This window comes from Alteromonas macleodii (assembly GCF_903772925.1).
GTDB lineage: Bacteria > Pseudomonadota > Gammaproteobacteria > Enterobacterales > Alteromonadaceae > Alteromonas > Alteromonas macleodii_A.
This window is the reverse complement of record NZ_LR812090.1, coordinates 2328234-2346670: the sequence shown is the minus strand read 5'-3', so window position 1 is coordinate 2346670 and position 18437 is coordinate 2328234. Positions and strand designations below refer to the sequence as shown.

Sequence of the window (18437 nt, the reverse complement as noted above, 5' to 3'; positions counted from 1 at the left end):
CCCTACTCTTTTATTTGCTGAAATGCGTCTAAAGCACGCTGCCGTGATGCTTTTAAATCAACGAGTGGCTTGGGATATTGTTTACCAAGTTCAATCCCTGCATCTTTTAGTATTGCACTAGGTGCTTCCCAAGGCTTGTGTATGTACTTATCAGATAGCTTATTCAATTCTGGACAAAACTTGCGAACATAGCTGCCTTTTTTATCGAACTTTTCGCCCTGCAATATAGGGTTAAAAATGCGAAAGTATGGCGAAGCGTCGGCACCAGAACCTGCTACCCATTGCCAACCGGCACTGTTACTGGCAAGGTCAGCATCTAACAGTGTATCCCAAAACCACCGCTCACCTTCATGCCAGCTAAGCAGTAAGTTTTTCACCAAAAATGACCCCACAATCATGCGTACACGGTTGTGCATGTATCCGGTTTGCCATAGTTCTCTCATACCCGCATCGACAATTGGTATTCCGGTTTTTCCTGTTTGCCAAGCCTTAAGCGCTTTAGCATCTGAACGCCAAGGGAACTTATTAAATTTTTCGTTGAAGTTTTTATTTGGCAGAGTTGGAAAATGAAACAGCAAGTAGTAGCTAAACTCTCGCCAACCTAATTCACTCAAATAGGTTTCAATACTTTTGTCTTCACTATTGCCAAATTTGTCTTTTATTGCGTACCACACTTGGTTTGGCGAAACCTCACCAAAGTGCAAATGGGGTGATAAGCGCGATGTGCCGCGAGCCGAAGGGATATCTCGTCCGTTTTTATATTTGCGTGCAGAGTTTTCGATAAAATCTGCTAGATTATCCGCAGCTCCGTCTTCGCCTGGCGACCATTCTTTCGAAATGGTCTCGTCCCAATTGATAGTGGGCAGTAAGTTTAGCGATGCTAATTCAATACCTTCATTTTCTACATCTGCATAAGTTATGCGTGCTGGTGGCGCTTTAGGATAACGCGGCTCTTCTACTTGCAAACAACCTTTCTTGTAATAAGGAGTAAATACGCGATAAGGCGTGCCGTCCTTTTTGAGCACTTTCATTGGCTCCCATAAAAGACTTCCATTACAGCTGTGCGCTTCGTAATCACTGTCAATGAGAAATTGCTTAATCTCTTTGTCGCGGTTTATCTGCCATGGTTCATAGCACCGGTTCCAAAAGATAGCTTTTGCGTCAAAAGATTTCATTAATGTTGAAATGATATCCTTTGGGTTGCCTTTAAAAATTTGTAGGTGGCCATTAAGGCGCTGATTCAGAGAAGCTAAAGAATGATGAAGCCACCATTTACTGGCTCCTCCAGGTACTCTTCCGTCAGGGGTTGTATCATCATAAATATAGATGGGTACTATTTTCCCCATATCACAAGCTGCATTTAATGCCGGATTGTCTTTTACGCGTAGGTCTTGTCTGAACCACATGATACTAACAGGAACGGTCACTTTTTTTCCTCAGGCGTTGCGCCAAATTTAAATATTATTCGTATCTTATGTCTTACGAAGAAAAGCGGATTCAAGATCCGTCTAGATATTAAAAATAACGCTTAAAATTAGTATGATAAATCAACATTCTAACGATAAAACTAAATTTAATGACAAACGAGGCCTATTTTGGTTCAGGCATGATCTGAGACTGCACGATAATGCGGCCATTACAGCGTTGTGTGAACAGGTCAGTCAAATCACATTCGTCTATATTTTAGATGACAAAAACTTTACGCCTAACGCGTTCGGGCTTAATCCAATGGGCGAGCATAGACGCACATTTTTGCTTGAGACATTGTTAGATTTAAAACGCCAATTAGCAAAGTTTGGCCACGACTTACTTGTTGCGAAAGGTAGTGCCGCTCAGTGTCTAGTTGAGCTGTTGAAGTCAGGGCAGTACACCCACCTTGGAGTCAGTCAATATTGTGGTTATGATGAAACCGCAGAATTAAACACAGTAAAACGTTTCTTTGACTCACTAACTATTGTCGAGCGCTCGACGTTTGGTCTTTTTGACGCACAAACATTTCCGTTTAGTATTGAAGAGATGCCCGATGTTTTCAGTCCGTTTCGACGCAAAGTAGAGAAACATTGCAAACCGTTAGCGGTTCATCCTACACCAGAGTCCCTACCTACCTCCTTCACACCAACATTAGACGCGTCTTTTCTGTTCAGTCTTGACCTCGATTTACCGAAACCGTCTGAATCTTCGTTCGTTGGTGGTGAAACCGCAGCGCTTTCTCACCTAAACACGTATTTATTTGACTGGCATGCTGCGTCATCCTACAAGGAAACACGTAATGCACTTGATACATGGAAAGACAGCACAAAGTTGTCTGCCTGGTTAGCAAATGGTTCACTTTCTGCGCGCGAAGTGATGAGGCAAGTACATAACTTTGAAGAGACCGTTGAAAAAAATGATTCCACTTATTGGATTTATTTCGAGCTGTTGTGGCGAGAATTTTTTCACTGGCTGCAGTGTAAGTATGGCGCTAAATGGTTTCGCTTTAGCGGCATTCAAGGTAAAACTCCTTCCACTTCACATTGCCCTGAGACCTTTGCGCAATGGTGTGAAGGCAATACTGGATACCCTATTGTAGACGCGTGTATGCGACAACTAGCAGAAACAGGTTATATGTCGAACCGCGGTAGGCAGCTTGTTGCTAGCTGCTTTGTACACGAACTTCGGCAAGACTGGCGTTACGGTGCTGCATGGTTTGAGCATCAGTTAGTTGATCATGATGTGGGAAGCAATTGGGGAAATTGGCTCTACCTTGCCGGCGTGGGAAGCGACCCTCGCGGACATAGGCAATTCAACCTTCAAAAACAGACTGAAATTTACGATCCGGCAGGCGCATTTCGTAATAAATGGCTGTAGTTTTTAAACTGTATGGCGTCAGATAACTTAAAAAAGGCTAACTCAAAAGAGACAGTCACGGTTATATGGTTAAAGCGAGACCTTCGCTTACGTGATCACGAGCCTTTTTATCGCGCTGTTGAGGCAGGAGAAAAGATACTCCCACTATTTTGTTGGGAGCCCTCGCTTATCGCAGACCCGCATATGGACCTTCGCCATTGGCAATTTATGCAACAAAGTATAGATGACATTAACAGTCAATTGCCTGCTCATGCACGTGTTTTGTCCTTGCACTGTGAAGTAATAGAGGCACTTGAACTTATTGCTCAAAATTACAACATTGGTGCGGTTAGGAGTTACCAAGAAACTGGTCTTTCAGTTACGCATAACCGTGATATTGACGTTGCTAAATACCTGATAAATAGATCAATTGTATTCGCTGAATGTCAGTATGGTGCAGTAATACGTGGTCTGCCCCATAGAGCACAATGGCAGCAAAACTGGGAGCTCCATTTCGAAACCCCCACCTATGATTTTGATATAGAAACGGCTAATTGGGCTAACTGGCGTGAATATAAAGACATTTTAAACGCGTCGAAATCTATTAACGAGATAGCTGAACTTAAACGGTCATCGCCTGACCTACCCAACCACTGTAGCGGTAATATAGACGGTAGCGCACTCAAGAGCGAAATGACTGAAGTTGAAGTAACACCTAATATCGCGTTGATGCAGCCTGGTGGCGAAAAGCGTGCTTGGCAGGTTTTGAAGGATTTTTTCAGTTCTCGTGGACAGTATTATCACCAACATATTTCAAAACCTGAGTATGCACGACGCGCATGCTCACGATTAAGCCCTTATCTCGCATGGGGCAACATTTCTATCAAGCAGGTCTATCAAAGCGTTCAGTTGGAAAAACAAGCTAAGAAAGCTTTGCAAACATCACCGCGCAAACAGTGGAGTCGCGCCCTATCCGCTTTAACATCTAGGCTGCACTGGCACTGCCACTTTATTCAAAAATTTGAGAGTGAGGCTAGTATAGAGTGGCGCCCAATGAACCGTGCTTATGAGCACTTCCCTTTTATAGACGGGCCGGAAGCTGAGCGACGTTTCTATTTCTGGAGCATTGGACGTACAGGCTACCCTTTGGTAGACGCCTGCATGCGAGCGCTACGACAGACCGGATATATAAACTTTCGGATGCGGGCAATGGTAACGAGTTTTTTATGCCACCATTTAAACGTGCACTGGCTGAAAGCCGCACATTACCTTGCAACACAGTTTTTAGACTTTGAACCGGGGATCCACTACCCCCAAATACAAATGCAGGCAAGTGTCACTGGTATCCATACCGTAAGGCTGTACAACCCGGCAACACAGTCACAAAAATTAGACCCTGATGGCGTATTTATTAAGAAGTGGGTGCCAGAGCTAGCTAAACTACCTAATGAAGCCGTTCATGCGCCCTACGATCTACCGCCATTAGAAGCGCAAATGCTTGGTTTTGACGTTAAACAAGATTATGTGCTGCCCATTATTGATATTGCAGAGAATAACCGTATAACAGCAAAACGTTTATGGGACTATCGCGAGCGCGATGATGTGGTAAAAGAAGCGCAGCGTATTGTCAGGCGCCATACCATGCAAAATAGTCCAAGCAGAATATGGCTCAAATCACAAATTGAAAAAACAGCCTAACGGTTATTCTTTCTTAGCCACTCATTTAATAGCTTAATCTGACCACACTTGTAGGCCGCATACATTAGCCGCATAGCGTTCGACATAGCTTCACTGTCGGTCCAATCTGTTTTTTCGCGTATTTCGTCATAGCATGCCTTCGCTTCTGGGCTGACATAGCCTCTCACTAGCTTTTTGCCGGCATCTTTTTGTCTTTCTCTAAAACGACGTTGTTTATCAGCGTTTGCTTTTGCTCTATCTGCAGGGCTTTTTCTACTGGTTTTTTTTGTTGTTTGTTCTGTCATAGTTTTCACACACAAATACTATATTGTGGAGCGTAGTTTAATCGCTGTTTATAAATTACACGCATGGGGCGATATTTGTACGGATTAAATTTATAGTTAGTATAGTAGCACGCGTTTTTCTTCAGAAAAATGACTGTTCAGAGTTGTTTGGCGTACAAGTGTTCGCTAAATTAACACCGTCACTTAAATAACAACAATGAGTTGGGAATGTCCGAGAAGAAAAGTAGTTTTAATAAAGAAGATTTATTGGCGTGTAGCCGTGGTGAAATGTTTGGTCCGGGTAACAGCCAGCTACCTGCACCAAATATGCTAATGATGGACCGTGTTGTTTCAATTACTGAAGACGGCGGTGAACATGGCAAAGGCGAGATTATTGCTGAGTTAGATATTAACCCGGATTTATGGTTTTTTGATTGCCACTTTCCAGGCGACCCTGTCATGCCAGGCTGTCTTGGTCTAGACGCGATGTGGCAACTAGTTGGCTTTTTCCTTGGTTGGAGCGGCGGGCCTGGCAAAGGGCGTGCGCTAGGTGTTGGTGAAGTGAAGTTTACCGGTCAGATTCTACCAACAGCCAAAAAAGTTACGTATAAAATTACGATGAAGCGCGTAATTAAGCGTAAACTTTTCATGGGTATGGCTGATGGTTCGGTTGAGGTCGACGGGCGTGAAATTTATGTCGCGAAAGATTTGAAAGTAGGTCTGTTCCAAGATACATCAAATTTTTAAACGCTGTTTTTAGTCGACATTGCATATAAAAACGCTGCCGCACAAAAAAGCCCCTTTTCAGGGGCTTTCCTTTTTGCATAATCAGTTCATAAAAGAGAAGTGTTATTTAACGCTTAAACCTAAGTGTCTATCCTCTACTGCCTCACGCCACCCACCTAACCACTGTGAACGTGCATCGTTTTGCTGAAATGGACAATTTTCCTTTGAACGACCGCTAATACCAGCTTGATAGCCTTTAGAATGAGCGCGAGTCATTTTATCTCTTTTTTGTCTTTTCATTGATTAGCCTCTTTTGTTTGTTGGACGTACAACAAATCATTTTCTCGAGCGCTCTACATCATATCGGTTGATAGTGCCGGAAAAGTGATTGCGTACACTACTTTGATAGTGCAATTAACAAAATGGTTCAAGAAAAATATAAAATTAAAACGCTTGACAATCGTTAAATAAATGAAGTTTCGATGAAATTTATATTACATTTTTTATGCATAAATATGTCTGTATTTGCATTTTTTAGGCATAAAAAAAGCCACACGAATGTGGCTTTATTAAACTCATCATGAATTTACATGAGGAGGTTATTTATTTTTTAAAACGTCTGCGCACAAAAGCAGCGGCAAACAAACCAAAGAACGTAAGCCAGCCAGTGGATGCGCCACTGCGCTCAAACGGCTGTTCGTCCTCAGGTACTTCACAGTCTTCGATAGAGCCATTAGCTATCGGAGATAGCTTAACTGCAACGACAGAGTCAACCAGTTCTGTTTCACCGCTTGAGTTTATGATGTCGACGCCGGTTACGTATTTACTGTTTATCTTAATACGCGCATTAGCAATAATTTCGTTGTCGTCGTTGATATCAACCGCTTCGATTAATTCGTAAGTGTTGTCGCACGAGACTAAATCATTAAGATCCAAAAACTCTTCAGTATCAATGTTATACATAAATGCAGCGGTTTCACGTAGCGTGTCGCTTGTCGCATCGACATCTGCCTTACCCACCACGATATTGTTATTGTTAATTGCGTTCGCAGTAACACCGGCACTCACGAAAAAGCCATCAGGGTATTTTTGTTCTTGAGTATCTAAGTTATAAACAAAAAGGCGTGAACGAGCGGTACTGCTTTGCGAACGAAGTACGGCGCCAGTTACCCAGTTCTCATCGTTTATAGCAATTGCTTGGCTGATAAGGTTTTCTTCGCGAGGAAGAAGTTCAATAGTCTCGCCGTCTCTGAATACAGTTGCAACGCGCTCACTTTCAGTTAAGCCCGATTGGTTAGGTCGGTTGATCGTAACGCTATCGCCAGTTAGCCCTTCACCCACCGCAATACCTTGGTCATTAATATCATAAGCGTAGGTAAAGTAGTGTGCTGAGTCGTCTTCATCCGGCTCGAACAGTAATGGATAGGTATCAGTGCTAATCACGTCTCCATTAACGTCAACTTGCCAGATTGTTGCGTTTACTTCTGAGAGTTGAACAAAGCCAGGAAAAAACGTTCGTAGACTTGAATTCGCATTGACGAAATAGCTTGAGATACGTGGTACTGCAAAGTCACCATTGTAAATGGTGAAAAGACAACGCCCTTCAGACTGATCGCCACGTAACTCATCGTCAGCACAAGTTTCAATAGCTTCATCTACCTGGTCTTGAAAACTGACCGTACTGAAGCCTGCTACTTGTAAGTTTGCATTTATTGCACGGGCCGAAGAAAAGCCGCCTGCTGTTGTGTCTACAGCTGGTAGTGCTTTAGACACACCAGATGCTTGAATAAAACCTTGCTGCGCCGATTCTGCATAAGTGTAGTTTATGGTATCACCATCTTCATCTTCGTATGGGTCTAAAACAACTAAACCAGATGAATCACCTACTACAAAGTTGCCGTTTAAGCTGTCTCTACCTATCGCTTCTACCGAGCGGGTGTAATCATCAAATTTTTCAGTCACTTCGTCCAAACCCGGTACCAAAGAAGTATCTTGGGTGTCAGTTAAGAAGGTTCTGAAAGGCGCAAGTTTCTGACCTGTGGTCGCAGTACTAGACGAGAGTAGATAGTTAACGATTGTCGTATAATCTGAATTAGTGAACACACCTTGGCGCGCATCGTCTTCATTTTCTAAAGCAGAGCCGTTAACATCGAAGAAAGTGGTATCTTCTTCTAACTGCTCCACATCTACTGGTGGGTTGTATTCAAGCTGAACAACAGACAGCATTTTGCCTGAGTTGTCGATTGAACGAGCAAAATTGTTTCTAGCGGTATCCTGTAAAGGAAGAGGCGTCACTGAATAGGTCGCGGCAAATGCCGAAACACTTCCTGTTGCCAACAGAACGGCGGCGGCAAGCTGAGTTCGTTTCATTTAAAATCCTATTTACTGCTGATTATCTTCCAGCATACTTTCTAGTTCATCCCAGCGCGCATATTTCTGGGAAAGTAATTCTTCTTTATCTGCCAGTTCGGCTAACGCCTTGGCAGTAACGTCACTGTCTTGTTTGAAAAAGTCTGGATCGTTGACTTTTTCTTGCATAGCCTCAAGTTCTTCCTCAAGTGTTTCTAGTTCTTTCGGTAAGGACTCAAGTTCACGCTGGTCTTTGTATGATAGCTTTTTCGTCTTACGGGGAGAAGACTTAGCACTAGGACTGTCTGAAGCTGAATTAGTTTCATTCTTTACCTTGGCTTTCTCTTCCTTTTCGATTTGCTGACGTTTTTCCTGTTGCTCTTTATACCAGTTTTCTACGTCAGTGAAACCCCCAATAAATTCACGAAGCATTCCATTACCCTCGAACACCACGCTACTATTCGCTACGTTATCAACAAATTCCCTATCGTGACTGACTAAAAGCACGGTGCCGGTATATTCGTTGAGTAATGTTTCGAGCATCTCTAAGGTTTCGACATCAAGATCGTTAGTTGGCTCATCCAGTACCAAAACATTACTTGGCTTAAGCATGAGTTTGGCCAACATTAAGCGATTCTTCTCACCACCAGATAGCGATTTAACTGGCGCATTAACGCGCTCAGGTGTGAATAGATAGTCTTGTAGGTAGCTAATAACGTGGCGCGGATGACCATTTACCATCAGGTCGCGTTTACCGTCGCCTACTGCGTCTATCACAGACTTCTCTAAATCCAAGCCGTGGCGATGTTGGTCAAAGTATGCCACTTCAAGGTTTGTGCCTTGTTTGCAGTTGCCGTTGTCGGGTTGCAACTCGCCCAATAATAGCTTGATAAGCGTACTTTTACCGCTTCCATTAGGACCAATGAGAGCAAGCTTGTCGCCACGTAAAACATTCAGGTTTAACCCTTTAACAATGGGTTTTCCTTCAATGCTGTAGCTCAAATCTTTTACTTCAAACACCATTTTTCCAGAGCGTGCGCCCTGATGTTGATTGACTACCGCATTGCCTTGAACTGCTCGGCGCGCTTTGCGCTCTTCACGGAGCTTTTTCAGCGCTCTAACTCGACCTTCGTTGCGGGTACGGCGAGCTTTAATGCCCTGACGAATCCACACCTCTTCTTGCGCTAGCTTTTTATCAAACTCAGCGTTTTGTGACGCTTCAACTTCTAAATCGTGCTGTTTCTTTTCTAAATAAGTTTCGTAGTTACCCGGATAGCTCGTAACCGAGCCACGGTCAAGGTCAATAATTCGCGTAGCCATGGCACGTATAAATGCACGGTCGTGGCTTACAAACACAATAGCACCCTGATAATTGCTCAAGCTCGATTCAAGCCAGCGGATCATCTCAATATCAAGGTGGTTAGTGGGTTCGTCTAACAGTAATAAATCTGGTTGGCGCACTAACGCACGGGCTAAAGCGGCTTTTCTTCGCCAGCCTCCAGATAACGTTGATAACGATATCTCAGGGTCAAGCTTAAGCATGGTAAGCGTTTGCTCAATCTGCTGCTCGAACTGCCACGCGTCTCTGGCTTCTAATTGCTCTTGTAAACGCTGCAGCTTATTTAAGTTAGCTTCACTTGGGTCTTCACCCACGATGCGGGTTTGATGAAAATACGCTTTCAGCGTTTCGCCCACATCAGATAAGCCTTCGGCAACATAATCGAACAAAGTTACGTCTGTCGTCTGCGGTGGGTCCTGTTCTAAACGTGCAATTACGGTATTATTTTCGATAATGCGCTGGCCATCGTCGGCAATAATATCGCCTGCGATAACTTTCATAAGGGTGGATTTACCGCTTCCGTTGCGCCCAACTAAACATACGCGTTCTTTAGGTTGAACAACCAGCTCAACGCCGTCTAAAAGCGGCGGATTTCCGTAAATAACAGTGATGTTTTTTAACTGCAAAATGCTCACTGAAGAAACTCCTCTAAATCGGCGGCACTAAAAGGCCATCCAATTTCTTTTTCATTATCGGCCCGCTTCAAAACTGGAATACGAGCGCCATACAAGTGATAAAGCTCGGTACTTGTACGAATATTGACTTTCTCAATAACAAGCGATGAAAACATAGACGTTTGCTGCAGTTCAACATCGGCTAAATCACAAAGACCACATTGAGGGCCCGTGTAGAAAATTATTTTCATGAACGTAGAATCCAGCACTGGTGTATTTTCCCTTTACGGGCAAAATCTTCGGGTATGGTTTCGTGGGTGATATTTTCAATGTCCAAGCCAAGGTCGCTGATAGCTGGCTCGTCTAACTTAAAACCACGCTTGTTGTTAGAGAAGATGATGATCCCCTGCTCTTTTAAACACGCTTTAGCGTCGGTAAGCATTTTTACGTGGTCGCGCTGCACATCCCACGTGCTTTGCATCCGCTTTGAGTTAGAAAACGACGGTGGGTCGATAAATATTAGGTCATATTTACCTTTGTGCGTACCTAGCCATGTGGTGCAATCTGCTTGAATAAAAGCATGAGGGCCACTTAATTTATTAAGCGCTATATTTTTCTTTGCCCATTCCAAATAGGTATTCGACATATCTACTGTGGTAACAGACTTGGCGCCGCCCATAGCTGCAAATACAGATACGCTGCCCGTGTAAGAAAACATATTCAACACGTCTTTGTCTTTAGACAAGGTTTTTACTTTTTGACGCGTATTTCGGTGGTCTAAGAAAAGTCCGGTGTCCAAGTAATCAGTCAGGTTTACCAAAAAGCGTGCGTTATTTTCGAACACTTCCATCATTTCGCCTGACTGGTTAATTTTTTCGTATTGCTTAGTCCCTTTCTGCTGGCTACGCACTTTAAGCGCAATGTGCTTGGGTGAGACCCCGGTAACAGCAGGTAAATGCAACAACACCTCTTGCAGGCGTTTACGGGCTTTATCTTCTGATACAGTTTTTGGTGGCGCGTACTCTTGAACGACCAGCCAATCGCCATACCTATCTACCGCTACGTTGTAATCGGGTAGATCAGCGTCGTAAATACGGTAGCAGTTTGTGTTTGCACTTTTGATCCAGCCTTTCATACGCTTGAGGTTTTTCTTCAAACGATTAGCAAACTCATGATTGCCGGCGTCTTCACTAAACTGAACAGTGTTTTGTTCATCAAGCACATAGTTAGCTAAACGGCACTCTAATTTACCATTGTTCATGGCGTAGTCTTTAGTGGCGCGAAGCTTTAATACACGTAGCAAGTCACGGTTACTACTTAAAAGCGACACGTGCCAGCCTTTCCATGCTTCTTTAAAGCGCTTACCCCAATCGCTAAATAGCGGGATTAACGAAGTAAGTTCACCTAAACGCTCTCCATATGGCGGATTAGACACAACGTAGCCAGGAGTACTAACTGGCGGCGATGACTTGGTAGCATCCTGCTGAGAAAACGAAATATCGTTAAACACGCCAGCAAAGTCAGCGTTAGATTTTGCAATCGCCACCATTTTACGACTGAAGTCGCCCGCATAAATACCGCCGCAGCTTGGCTTTTGAACAGAAATGGCATATTCAACCAAATCATCCCAAACCTTAGCTTCATGGCCAAGCCATTTAGTAAAGCCCCAGTATGAACGCTTTATACCCGGTGCGATATTTCGGGCAATGTAGGCAGCTTCTATTGCAATAGTGCCTGAGCCACACATTAAATCTACCAAAGGCGCTTCGGTATTCTCTGCCCAACCACTGCGCATAAGCATTGCGCTGGCGATATGCTCTTTTAGTGGGGCGTCACCGGTTTCTTGCCGATATGCGCGTTGGTGTAAACTTGCGCCAGCTAGGTCTATACCCAAAATTACATTGTCACGGTGCAGCCTGGCATACACAGAGATATCAGGGCTTTTGCGCTCGACTGACGGGCGAGGTAAACCTTGCTCTACGAATGAGTCTACGATGGCGTCCTTAACACGAACAGCGCCAAACTGGGTGTTTTTGATAGCAAAGTTAGTTCCGATAAACTGTACAGATAATGTATGACGTGAATCCATCTGCATTTGCCAGTCAATGCCCATCGCCGTGTTATATAGCGCATCTGCGTCGCCTGCTTTACCGGAGGCTAGCACCCAAATTACGCGATTAGCTAGGCGTGACCAAAGGCAAAGTTTATAAGCGTCTTCTTTTGACCCTTCAAACTGAATAGTACCAGGCCCCTGTTTAATTTGTGCATCAGGGCAAAGGCTTAGCACCTCTTGTTTCAATAGTTCGTCAAGACCGCGACTGGTCGTAACCAGAATAGTATTCATTCATGTACCTGTATTTGGTGTACGCGCTTAACGCAAAGCACGCACACGAGAGATTGGTTTCGGGTGTACTTTATATCGACTGTATTATAACGCGTTTACGATGCGTTTAACGAGAGATGGGCCTTGATAAATAAAGGCCGAGTAGACTTGCACTAATGATGCGCCAGCATCTAAGCGCGCTTGCGCCGCTTCAGGAGAGTCGATGCCCCCTACGCCGATAATAGGTATAGCGCGGTCAAGTGCCTTATTTAGTTTACGGGTTACTTCTAAACTCATATCGGTCATAACAGAGCCGCTTAGGCCACCCATTTCATCAGCGTGCTTTAGGCCAGCAACTGAGTCCCGTGACAGCGTTGTATTTGTTGCAATGACGCCGTCCATTTTGCTATTGATTAGCGATGCTGCAATACTTTCGATTTCAACATCACTTAAATCTGGCGCTATCTTAATAAATAACGGTACGTACTTTCCGTGGGTTTGCGTGAGCGTTTCTTGCGCAGCTTTTAAGCCTACTAACAGCTTATCAAGTGCTTCACCGTACTGCAGGTTCCTAAGCCCTGGTGTGTTAGGCGATGAAATATTGATTGTGACATAGCTAGCGTAAGGATAAACCTTATTTAAACAAATCAGATAATCGTCGAGTGCATTTGCTTCTTCGGTGTCTTTGTTTTTGCCAATGTTAATGCCAATTGGACCTTTAAACTGCGCCTTTTTTACTTGCTCAACAAGATGATCAACACCTTTATTGTTGAATCCCATGCGATTAATAATGGCGTGTTTTTCAGGAATTCTAAATAAGCGAGGTTTAGGGTTCCCCGGTTGCGGACGCGGCGTTACCGTACCAATTTCTACAAAGCCAAAGCCCATGCTTGAAAACGCATCAATACAATCACCGTTCTTATCAAGACCTGCGGCTAACCCTACCGGATTATCAAACGTCATGCCGGCAACAGTGACGGGCTTTTTAAGCGTTGGTGTGCTGTACATCCATTTCAGCGGTGTATGTTGTGTCTTGTTTAACCAGTTAATGGTGAAATCGTGACTTTTTTCAGGTTCACACTGAAGTAAGAATTTTTGCACTAGAGATTGCATGGTTGTGTTTAACGCTCGCTTATTAAGGGTCTGTTGGTCGTTGCTATGCCTTGCGTTCACAGATCATCTGCTGACAAAAAACGCTGTAAAGCTAGTCAATAATAACCAATCGGCCAATAAAAAGCCCTGATAAACAGGGCTTAAATCATTAAGGTGCGTGTATTCTAATGGTTAGACTTCACGCTTAAAAGCATCAATTCGCGTAAAGCGACAGAAAATTTCGCAAATTCGTGCGTTGTGCTGGTCTTAAACTCTGACATCATGTGATACCAACGTTTAAGAAGCGCCTGATTACTTTCAATCCACTCATCTAGAATTTGGTCAGCGTTGCTCACATCTTCGCGAGAGGCTAGCAGGTTTGCTGCGATTGAGCGCTGCTGCCAATCAAGTTCTTCACGATATGAAGCACGAGCCAATGCCTGCCAGTGGTTGCTTACCGCCTGATTGTTGATTTGATCTAAGAACCAGTGAAGCTCTAGACGTGATCCCAATTGGTAGTAAAGCTTGGCGACAACATCAGTATCATGCTTATCGGCTTCTACAATTTGTGCCAAATCAAAGCTTGAGAACATGTTTGAGAAACTCGCTACTTGATACGCAATATCTTGAGGTACACCCTTATCGATATATTTCTGCGTTGCGGCTTCTAGCTGCGCGTATTCACTTTCAACAAGATAATGCTGTAAGTTTTTCGATAAAATATCGAATGTGCCGCGATAGCTCGCAATCGCCTCTTCAATTGACTGCGCTTTGTTGCCGTGACGTATATACCAGCGGGCGGCACGACGCATAATTCTGCGCGCTTCATCAAGCATTTTTAGTTGAAGCTTTGCTGGGATAACGTTGTCTAATTCTTCAATACGCTCCCATAGTGTATCCATATTGAAAATGCCGTGCACAATTGCGTAAGCATCTGCAATTTCGTCTACGCTTGCACCAGTTTCTTCCTGCATTCTAAACACGAAGTTAAGGCCCATATCGTTAACCATATTATTGGTTAATTTAGTGGCGATAATTTCGCTTCTAAGCGGGTGCTGCTGCATGTGTGATGCAAACTTTTCGCGAAGTACCTTCGGGAAAGCTTCAACTAATAGCTTACCATGGTAAGGATTGTCAGTAATTTCTGGGATATTAAGCGCATCTTTAAGCACCATTTTACCGTAGGCGATTAACACGCTAAGTTCAGGGCGAGTTAGGCCTTGGTCGGTTGCCACGCGATCGGAAATCTCGTCATCGCTCGGTATAAATTCTAACTCACGATTTAGTTGCCCTTCTCGTTCTAGGCCGTGAATAAAGCGAAGCTGTTCTTTAAGTTGCTTAACACCAGCTAACTCGGTAATAGAGATTGACTGGGTTTGACGGTAACAATCTTTAAGTACGATTCGGCTTACATCATCGGTCATATCATACAACAGCTTATTGCGCTGTTTGAGCGTTAGCTCGCCGTCGTTGACCAGACTATTAAGTAAAATTTTAATGTTAACTTCGTTATCAGAACAATCCACACCACCAACGTTATCGATAAAGTCAGTGTTAACGCGACCGCCATTAGAGGCGTACTCGATACGGCCTAATTGGGTTAAACCTAAGTTACCACCTTCGCCCACGATTTTAGCCTGAACGTCGCGGCCATTAACCCGTAAATCATCATTCGCACGATCGCCCACTTCAGAGTGAGATTCTTTCTTACTCTTGATGTAAGTACCTATGCCGCCATTCCATAGTAAATCAACCGGCATTTTAAGAATGTTGTGAATAAGCTCGTTAGGCGTCATTGTTAATTGACGCGTTCCTAACCACTTTTTCATCTCAGGTGTCAGCTTGATTGACTTAGAGGCACGGCTGAATACACCACCGCCTTTCGAGATAAGTTTGCTATCGTAGTCTTCCCAGCTAAGGCTTGGGTTTTCAAATAAACGTTGGCGCTCTTTGTAACTTGCTGCCGCATCAGGGCTTGGGTCAAAGAAAATATGTAAGTGGTTAAACGCCGCGATTAAGCGCGTGTGCTTTGACAGCAACATACCGTTACCAAATACATCACCAGCCATATCGCCCACGCCTACAGCGGTGAAATCGGTAGTCTGACAGTCAATGCCAATTTCTCTGAAATGACGCTTCACAGACTCCCAGCCGCCCCGTGCAGTGATGCCCATTTTCTTATGGTCGTAACCAATGCTTCCGCCGGAGGCAAATGCATCACCTAGCCAGAAACCAAACTCTTCCGCAATACCGTTTGCGATATCAGAGAAAGTTGCAGTTCCTTTATCTGCGGCTACAACTAGATACGGGTCGTCATCATCAAGGCGAACGACGTCTTTTGGCGGTACTATTTCGCCATTAACGATGTTATCAGTAATATCTAATAAGCTCGTGATGAAAGACCGGTAGCAGGCTTGGCCTTCAGCCTGAATAGCTGCACGGCCTTCGCCTACTGGCAAATTTTTACAAACAAACCCGCCTTTCGCCCCCACAGGAACAATAACCGTATTTTTAACCTGCTGTGCTTTTACAAGACCTAGTACTTCGGTTCTGAAATCTTCTTGTCTATCAGACCAGCGCAGACCGCCGCGGGCAACTTTGCCACCGCGAAGGTGTACCCCTTCAACACGTGGGCTGTATACAAAGATTTCAAACTTAGGCAACGGAAGCGGCATTTCTGGAATAAGCTCTGGCATCATCTTAAATGACACGTAAGACTTTTCGATGCCTGCATCGTCTGGCTGATAGAAGTTGGTTCGTAGAGTTGCCGACATCATATCCAAATAACGACGGATAATACGGTCGTCATCAAGGTTACTTACATTGTCTAGCTGTTCCTTGATGGTCTCTAGAATTGCGTCTTCTTTTTTCTGATTACGCTTTTTCTTGGGGTCAAAGCGTTGGTCAAAGAAGTCTACCAATAAACGGGCAATATCTGGATAGTTAGAGAGGGTATTTGCAATATAGTCACGGCTAAATGAGCTGCCAGTTTGACGCATATATTTAGCGTAGGCACGCAGAACCGTCACCTTTCGACCCGTCATATTGGCGCCCAAAATCAGGCGATTAAACGCGTCATCTTCAAGCGTTTTATACCACACCTTCGCAAAAGCGTCCTGGAAAAGGGTTTGCGCCATTTCCATATCAAAGTGCTGGCCGCTTTTGTGCAGCATGGTGAAGTCCATTACCCAATTTCGCTCACCTTCGGAACACGTGATTTTATATGGACTTTCGTCGATTACGCGTAACCCAAAGTTCTCCAGCATGGGGAGTACGTCAGACAAGTGAATGGGTTCTGCACGGTGGAAAAGCTTAAGCTTAACGACTTGGCTTTCAGCGTCTTCTTCTTGTGGGCGGTAGAACAACATATCCAAGGTGTGATTGTCGTCAAGCATCTCTAGCTTGCCGATATCTACCAGCGCTGCCGATGGAAGGTTATGCTCCATATAGCTACGAGAAAACGCATTGTTGTATTTGCGCTCAAGCGCCTTGCCAGATGCTTCGCCGTGAGCCGCTGAAATTGCTGACGCTAGTCTGTCGTTCCAGGTTTTGGTCAACTCAATAATGTTTTGCTCTATTTCCTTCACATCGAATTCCGCGTTGTTGTCGTTGACTCTAGCAATGTAATGCGTACGGGCATATACAGACTCTGAAAAGAAGGTGGTAAATTCGACTTCTTCAGTAGCGCCTAATGACGCTTTAAGTAGCTCTTGAGTCTCTTTACGCAACTGAGTGTTATAGCGCTCTCTTGGTACGAATACCATGCAAGAGAAGAAGCGGCCAAATGTATCTTTGCGAATAAACAAACGAGATATACCGCGCTCTTGCATCTGAAAAATGCCCATCACAATTTGTGCGAGTTCTTCTGCTGGTGTTTGCAGTAACTCATCACGTGGATAGGTTTCTATAATGTTCGCAAAAGCTTTGTATGCGTGTGTGCCTGGCTCAAAGCCGGATAATTCACAAATTCGCTTAATCTTCTCTCGTAAAATGGGTAGCTGGGTTACGCTGTTGTTATAAAACGATGCTGAATAAAGTCCTAGAAAGCGATGCTCACCTACGACCTGCCCGTCTTTGTTAAATACCTTCACGCCCACATAGTCCATATAGGCTGGCCGATGCACGCGGGCACGAGAATTTGTTTTGGTCAGTATCAACGGGTTTTTGCTTAACGCTTCAGCTCTTGCTGATGCAGGCAGTCTTGATAACAGACGTTCGCGGTCATTTATCGAGTTTTTAAGAAGACCTAAGCTGGTGTCGTTTTTCGGTATCCATCTATGATCGCCTTCAATTGCTTTAACTTCATAATAGCGATATCCCATCATGGTAAAGTTATGGTCACCCAACCACTCAAGGTATGCCTTAGTCTGTTTTTTTGCATCTGCGGAAACAGGCCAATTGTATTTCGCGTTATTCTTGATAACGTCCTGTAAAGTGCTGGTCATGCCCTGCCAGTCTTCAACAGCTAAAGAGACTTCATCAACTACCGAGTAAAGCTCTTTAGTTAAAGCATCAATATCTTTTTTCGACGTCTGTCTATCGATTTCAATGAAAATGACAGTCTCTTTTTTAGCACCTTCTATGGTTTGACCTGGTTCTGCAAAGGTTTCGACTTTGTTCGATTTGTCGCGTTTAACGCCAATAGGGCTATGAAGAAATAAATGCGCAGTAATGTTCAACCGGTTCAGTAGCATACGCACAGAGTCAACTAAGAACGGCATGTCTGACACAATAATCTCTACTATTGTGTGACTTGAGTGCCAACCGTGTTTAGCTATTTCTGGGTTGAAAACACGAACGTAAGGCGAAGCGTATTCAAATTTTGCTAAACCATTCCATAAACTAAGTGTTGCACCATACAGGTCGCTGTCGTTGCGATTTTCTAAATCGTCGCTTGATATGTTTTTATACAACAGACGTCCGAATTGCTGCACAAGAGACTTCTGCTTGGTATCTACTTTTTTATCAATAAGTGCAAATACATTGTCTAGCAGTACTGAGTGTCGCTGTGAGGTGACTGTCATTTGTTAACCTTTTTTGAATGTCATAATACCAATTGAACTTGGTATAAGTGCCGAGTACCTAACTATTTTCTCTAATAAATGACGCTAATGAAAGCCCATTTTTAACCTTATATTAACAGCATAGATAACTATGCAGAAAACACCCAAAAAAAAGGGCCTAAAGGCCCTTTTTTATGCGTAGCT

Annotated in this window: 12 protein-coding genes; 3 read left to right on the top strand and 9 right to left on the bottom strand. The window is 43.9% G+C overall.

Features of this window, described 5'->3' with window-relative positions; translation table 11 throughout:
* Positions 1-2: 2 nt before the first annotated feature.
* Complete coding sequence (locus tag PCAR9_RS10055) at positions 3-1427, bottom strand: cryptochrome/photolyase family protein (protein ID WP_179983480.1); 1425 nt, start codon at positions 1425-1427, stop codon at positions 3-5.
* 112 nt (positions 1428-1539) lie between these two features.
* Here PCAR9_RS10055 and PCAR9_RS10050 point away from each other — a divergent pair, with 112 nt between their 5' ends.
* Complete coding sequence (locus tag PCAR9_RS10050) at positions 1540-2847, top strand: DASH family cryptochrome (RefSeq protein ID WP_179983479.1); 1308 nt, start codon at positions 1540-1542, stop codon at positions 2845-2847.
* Between the two features lie 12 nt (positions 2848-2859).
* On the top strand, positions 2860-4524 hold the full coding sequence (locus PCAR9_RS10045; protein ID WP_179983478.1) for a cryptochrome/deoxyribodipyrimidine photo-lyase family protein: 1665 nt from the start codon (positions 2860-2862) through the stop codon (positions 4522-4524).
* Here the strand turns inward: PCAR9_RS10045 and PCAR9_RS10040 are convergent.
* On the bottom strand, positions 4521-4808 hold the full coding sequence (locus PCAR9_RS10040) for a hypothetical protein (protein ID WP_179983477.1): 288 nt from the start codon (positions 4806-4808) through the stop codon (positions 4521-4523). The genes PCAR9_RS10045 and PCAR9_RS10040 overlap by 4 nt on opposite strands.
* Before the next feature lie 207 nt (positions 4809-5015).
* On the opposite strand from PCAR9_RS10040, the gene fabA reads away from it, so the two are divergent.
* Entirely contained in the window at positions 5016-5534 is a 519-nt protein-coding gene (gene fabA, locus PCAR9_RS10035; protein WP_025255307.1) for a bifunctional 3-hydroxydecanoyl-ACP dehydratase/trans-2-decenoyl-ACP isomerase, read from the top strand.
* Positions 5535-5636: 102 nt separating this feature from the next.
* On the opposite strand, the gene rmf is transcribed toward fabA, so the two are convergent.
* The 7 genes from rmf to PCAR9_RS10000 form a co-directional block, all read right to left on the bottom strand.
* Positions 5637-5813, bottom strand: coding sequence for a ribosome modulation factor (rmf, locus tag PCAR9_RS10030; RefSeq protein WP_039220169.1), 177 nt, complete (start codon positions 5811-5813; stop codon positions 5637-5639).
* Between the two features lie 303 nt (positions 5814-6116).
* A complete protein-coding gene (locus tag PCAR9_RS10025) occupies positions 6117-7883 on the bottom strand; it encodes a DUF3466 family protein (RefSeq protein ID WP_179983476.1) in 1767 nt (588 codons plus the stop codon).
* Positions 7884-7895: 12 nt separating this feature from the next.
* Positions 7896-9836 carry an ATP-binding cassette ATPase Uup gene (gene uup / locus PCAR9_RS10020; protein WP_179983475.1) on the bottom strand — a complete coding sequence of 647 codons (1941 nt, stop codon included), beginning with the start codon at positions 9834-9836 and terminating at the stop codon, positions 7896-7898.
* A complete protein-coding gene (locus PCAR9_RS10015; protein WP_179983474.1) occupies positions 9833-10066 on the bottom strand; it encodes a glutaredoxin family protein in 234 nt (77 codons plus the stop codon). Before PCAR9_RS10015 ends, uup begins: the two co-directional genes overlap by 4 nt.
* The gene (gene rlmKL / locus PCAR9_RS10010; RefSeq protein WP_179983473.1) at positions 10063-12159 is read right to left on the bottom strand and encodes a bifunctional 23S rRNA (guanine(2069)-N(7))-methyltransferase RlmK/23S rRNA (guanine(2445)-N(2))-methyltransferase RlmL; all 2097 of its coding nucleotides are present in this window, start codon (positions 12157-12159) and stop codon (positions 10063-10065) included. Before rlmKL ends, PCAR9_RS10015 begins: the two co-directional genes overlap by 4 nt.
* Before the next feature lie 84 nt (positions 12160-12243).
* Complete coding sequence (gene pyrD / locus PCAR9_RS10005; protein WP_179985203.1) at positions 12244-13251, bottom strand: quinone-dependent dihydroorotate dehydrogenase; 1008 nt, start codon at positions 13249-13251, stop codon at positions 12244-12246.
* Positions 13252-13415: 164 nt separating this feature from the next.
* Entirely contained in the window at positions 13416-18254 is a 4839-nt protein-coding gene (locus PCAR9_RS10000) for an NAD-glutamate dehydrogenase (protein ID WP_179983472.1), read from the bottom strand.
* Positions 18255-18437 lie beyond the last annotated feature (183 nt).

Bases quoted from the DNA above. Each gene is read 5' to 3' on its own strand.
- rlmKL (WP_179983473.1), bottom strand. From the start codon at position 12,159: ATGAATACTATTCTGGTTACGACCAGTCGCGGTCTTGACGAACTATTG.
- pyrD (WP_179985203.1), bottom strand. From the start codon at position 13,251: ATGCAATCTCTAGTGCAAAAATTCTTACTTCAGTGTGAACCTGAAAAA.
- PCAR9_RS10025 (WP_179983476.1), bottom strand. From the start codon at position 7,883: ATGAAACGAACTCAGCTTGCCGCCGCCGTTCTGTTGGCAACAGGAAGT.
- rmf (WP_039220169.1), bottom strand. From the start codon at position 5,813: ATGAAAAGACAAAAAAGAGATAAAATGACTCGCGCTCATTCTAAAGGC.
- PCAR9_RS10045 (WP_179983478.1), top strand. From the start codon at position 2,860: ATGGCGTCAGATAACTTAAAAAAGGCTAACTCAAAAGAGACAGTCACG.
- PCAR9_RS10040 (WP_179983477.1), bottom strand. From the start codon at position 4,808: ATGACAGAACAAACAACAAAAAAAACCAGTAGAAAAAGCCCTGCAGAT.
- PCAR9_RS10000 (WP_179983472.1), bottom strand. From the start codon at position 18,254: ATGACAGTCACCTCACAGCGACACTCAGTACTGCTAGACAATGTATTT.
- PCAR9_RS10015 (WP_179983474.1), bottom strand. From the start codon at position 10,066: ATGAAAATAATTTTCTACACGGGCCCTCAATGTGGTCTTTGTGATTTA.
- PCAR9_RS10050 (WP_179983479.1), top strand. From the start codon at position 1,540: ATGATAAATCAACATTCTAACGATAAAACTAAATTTAATGACAAACGA.
- fabA (WP_025255307.1), top strand. From the start codon at position 5,016: ATGTCCGAGAAGAAAAGTAGTTTTAATAAAGAAGATTTATTGGCGTGT.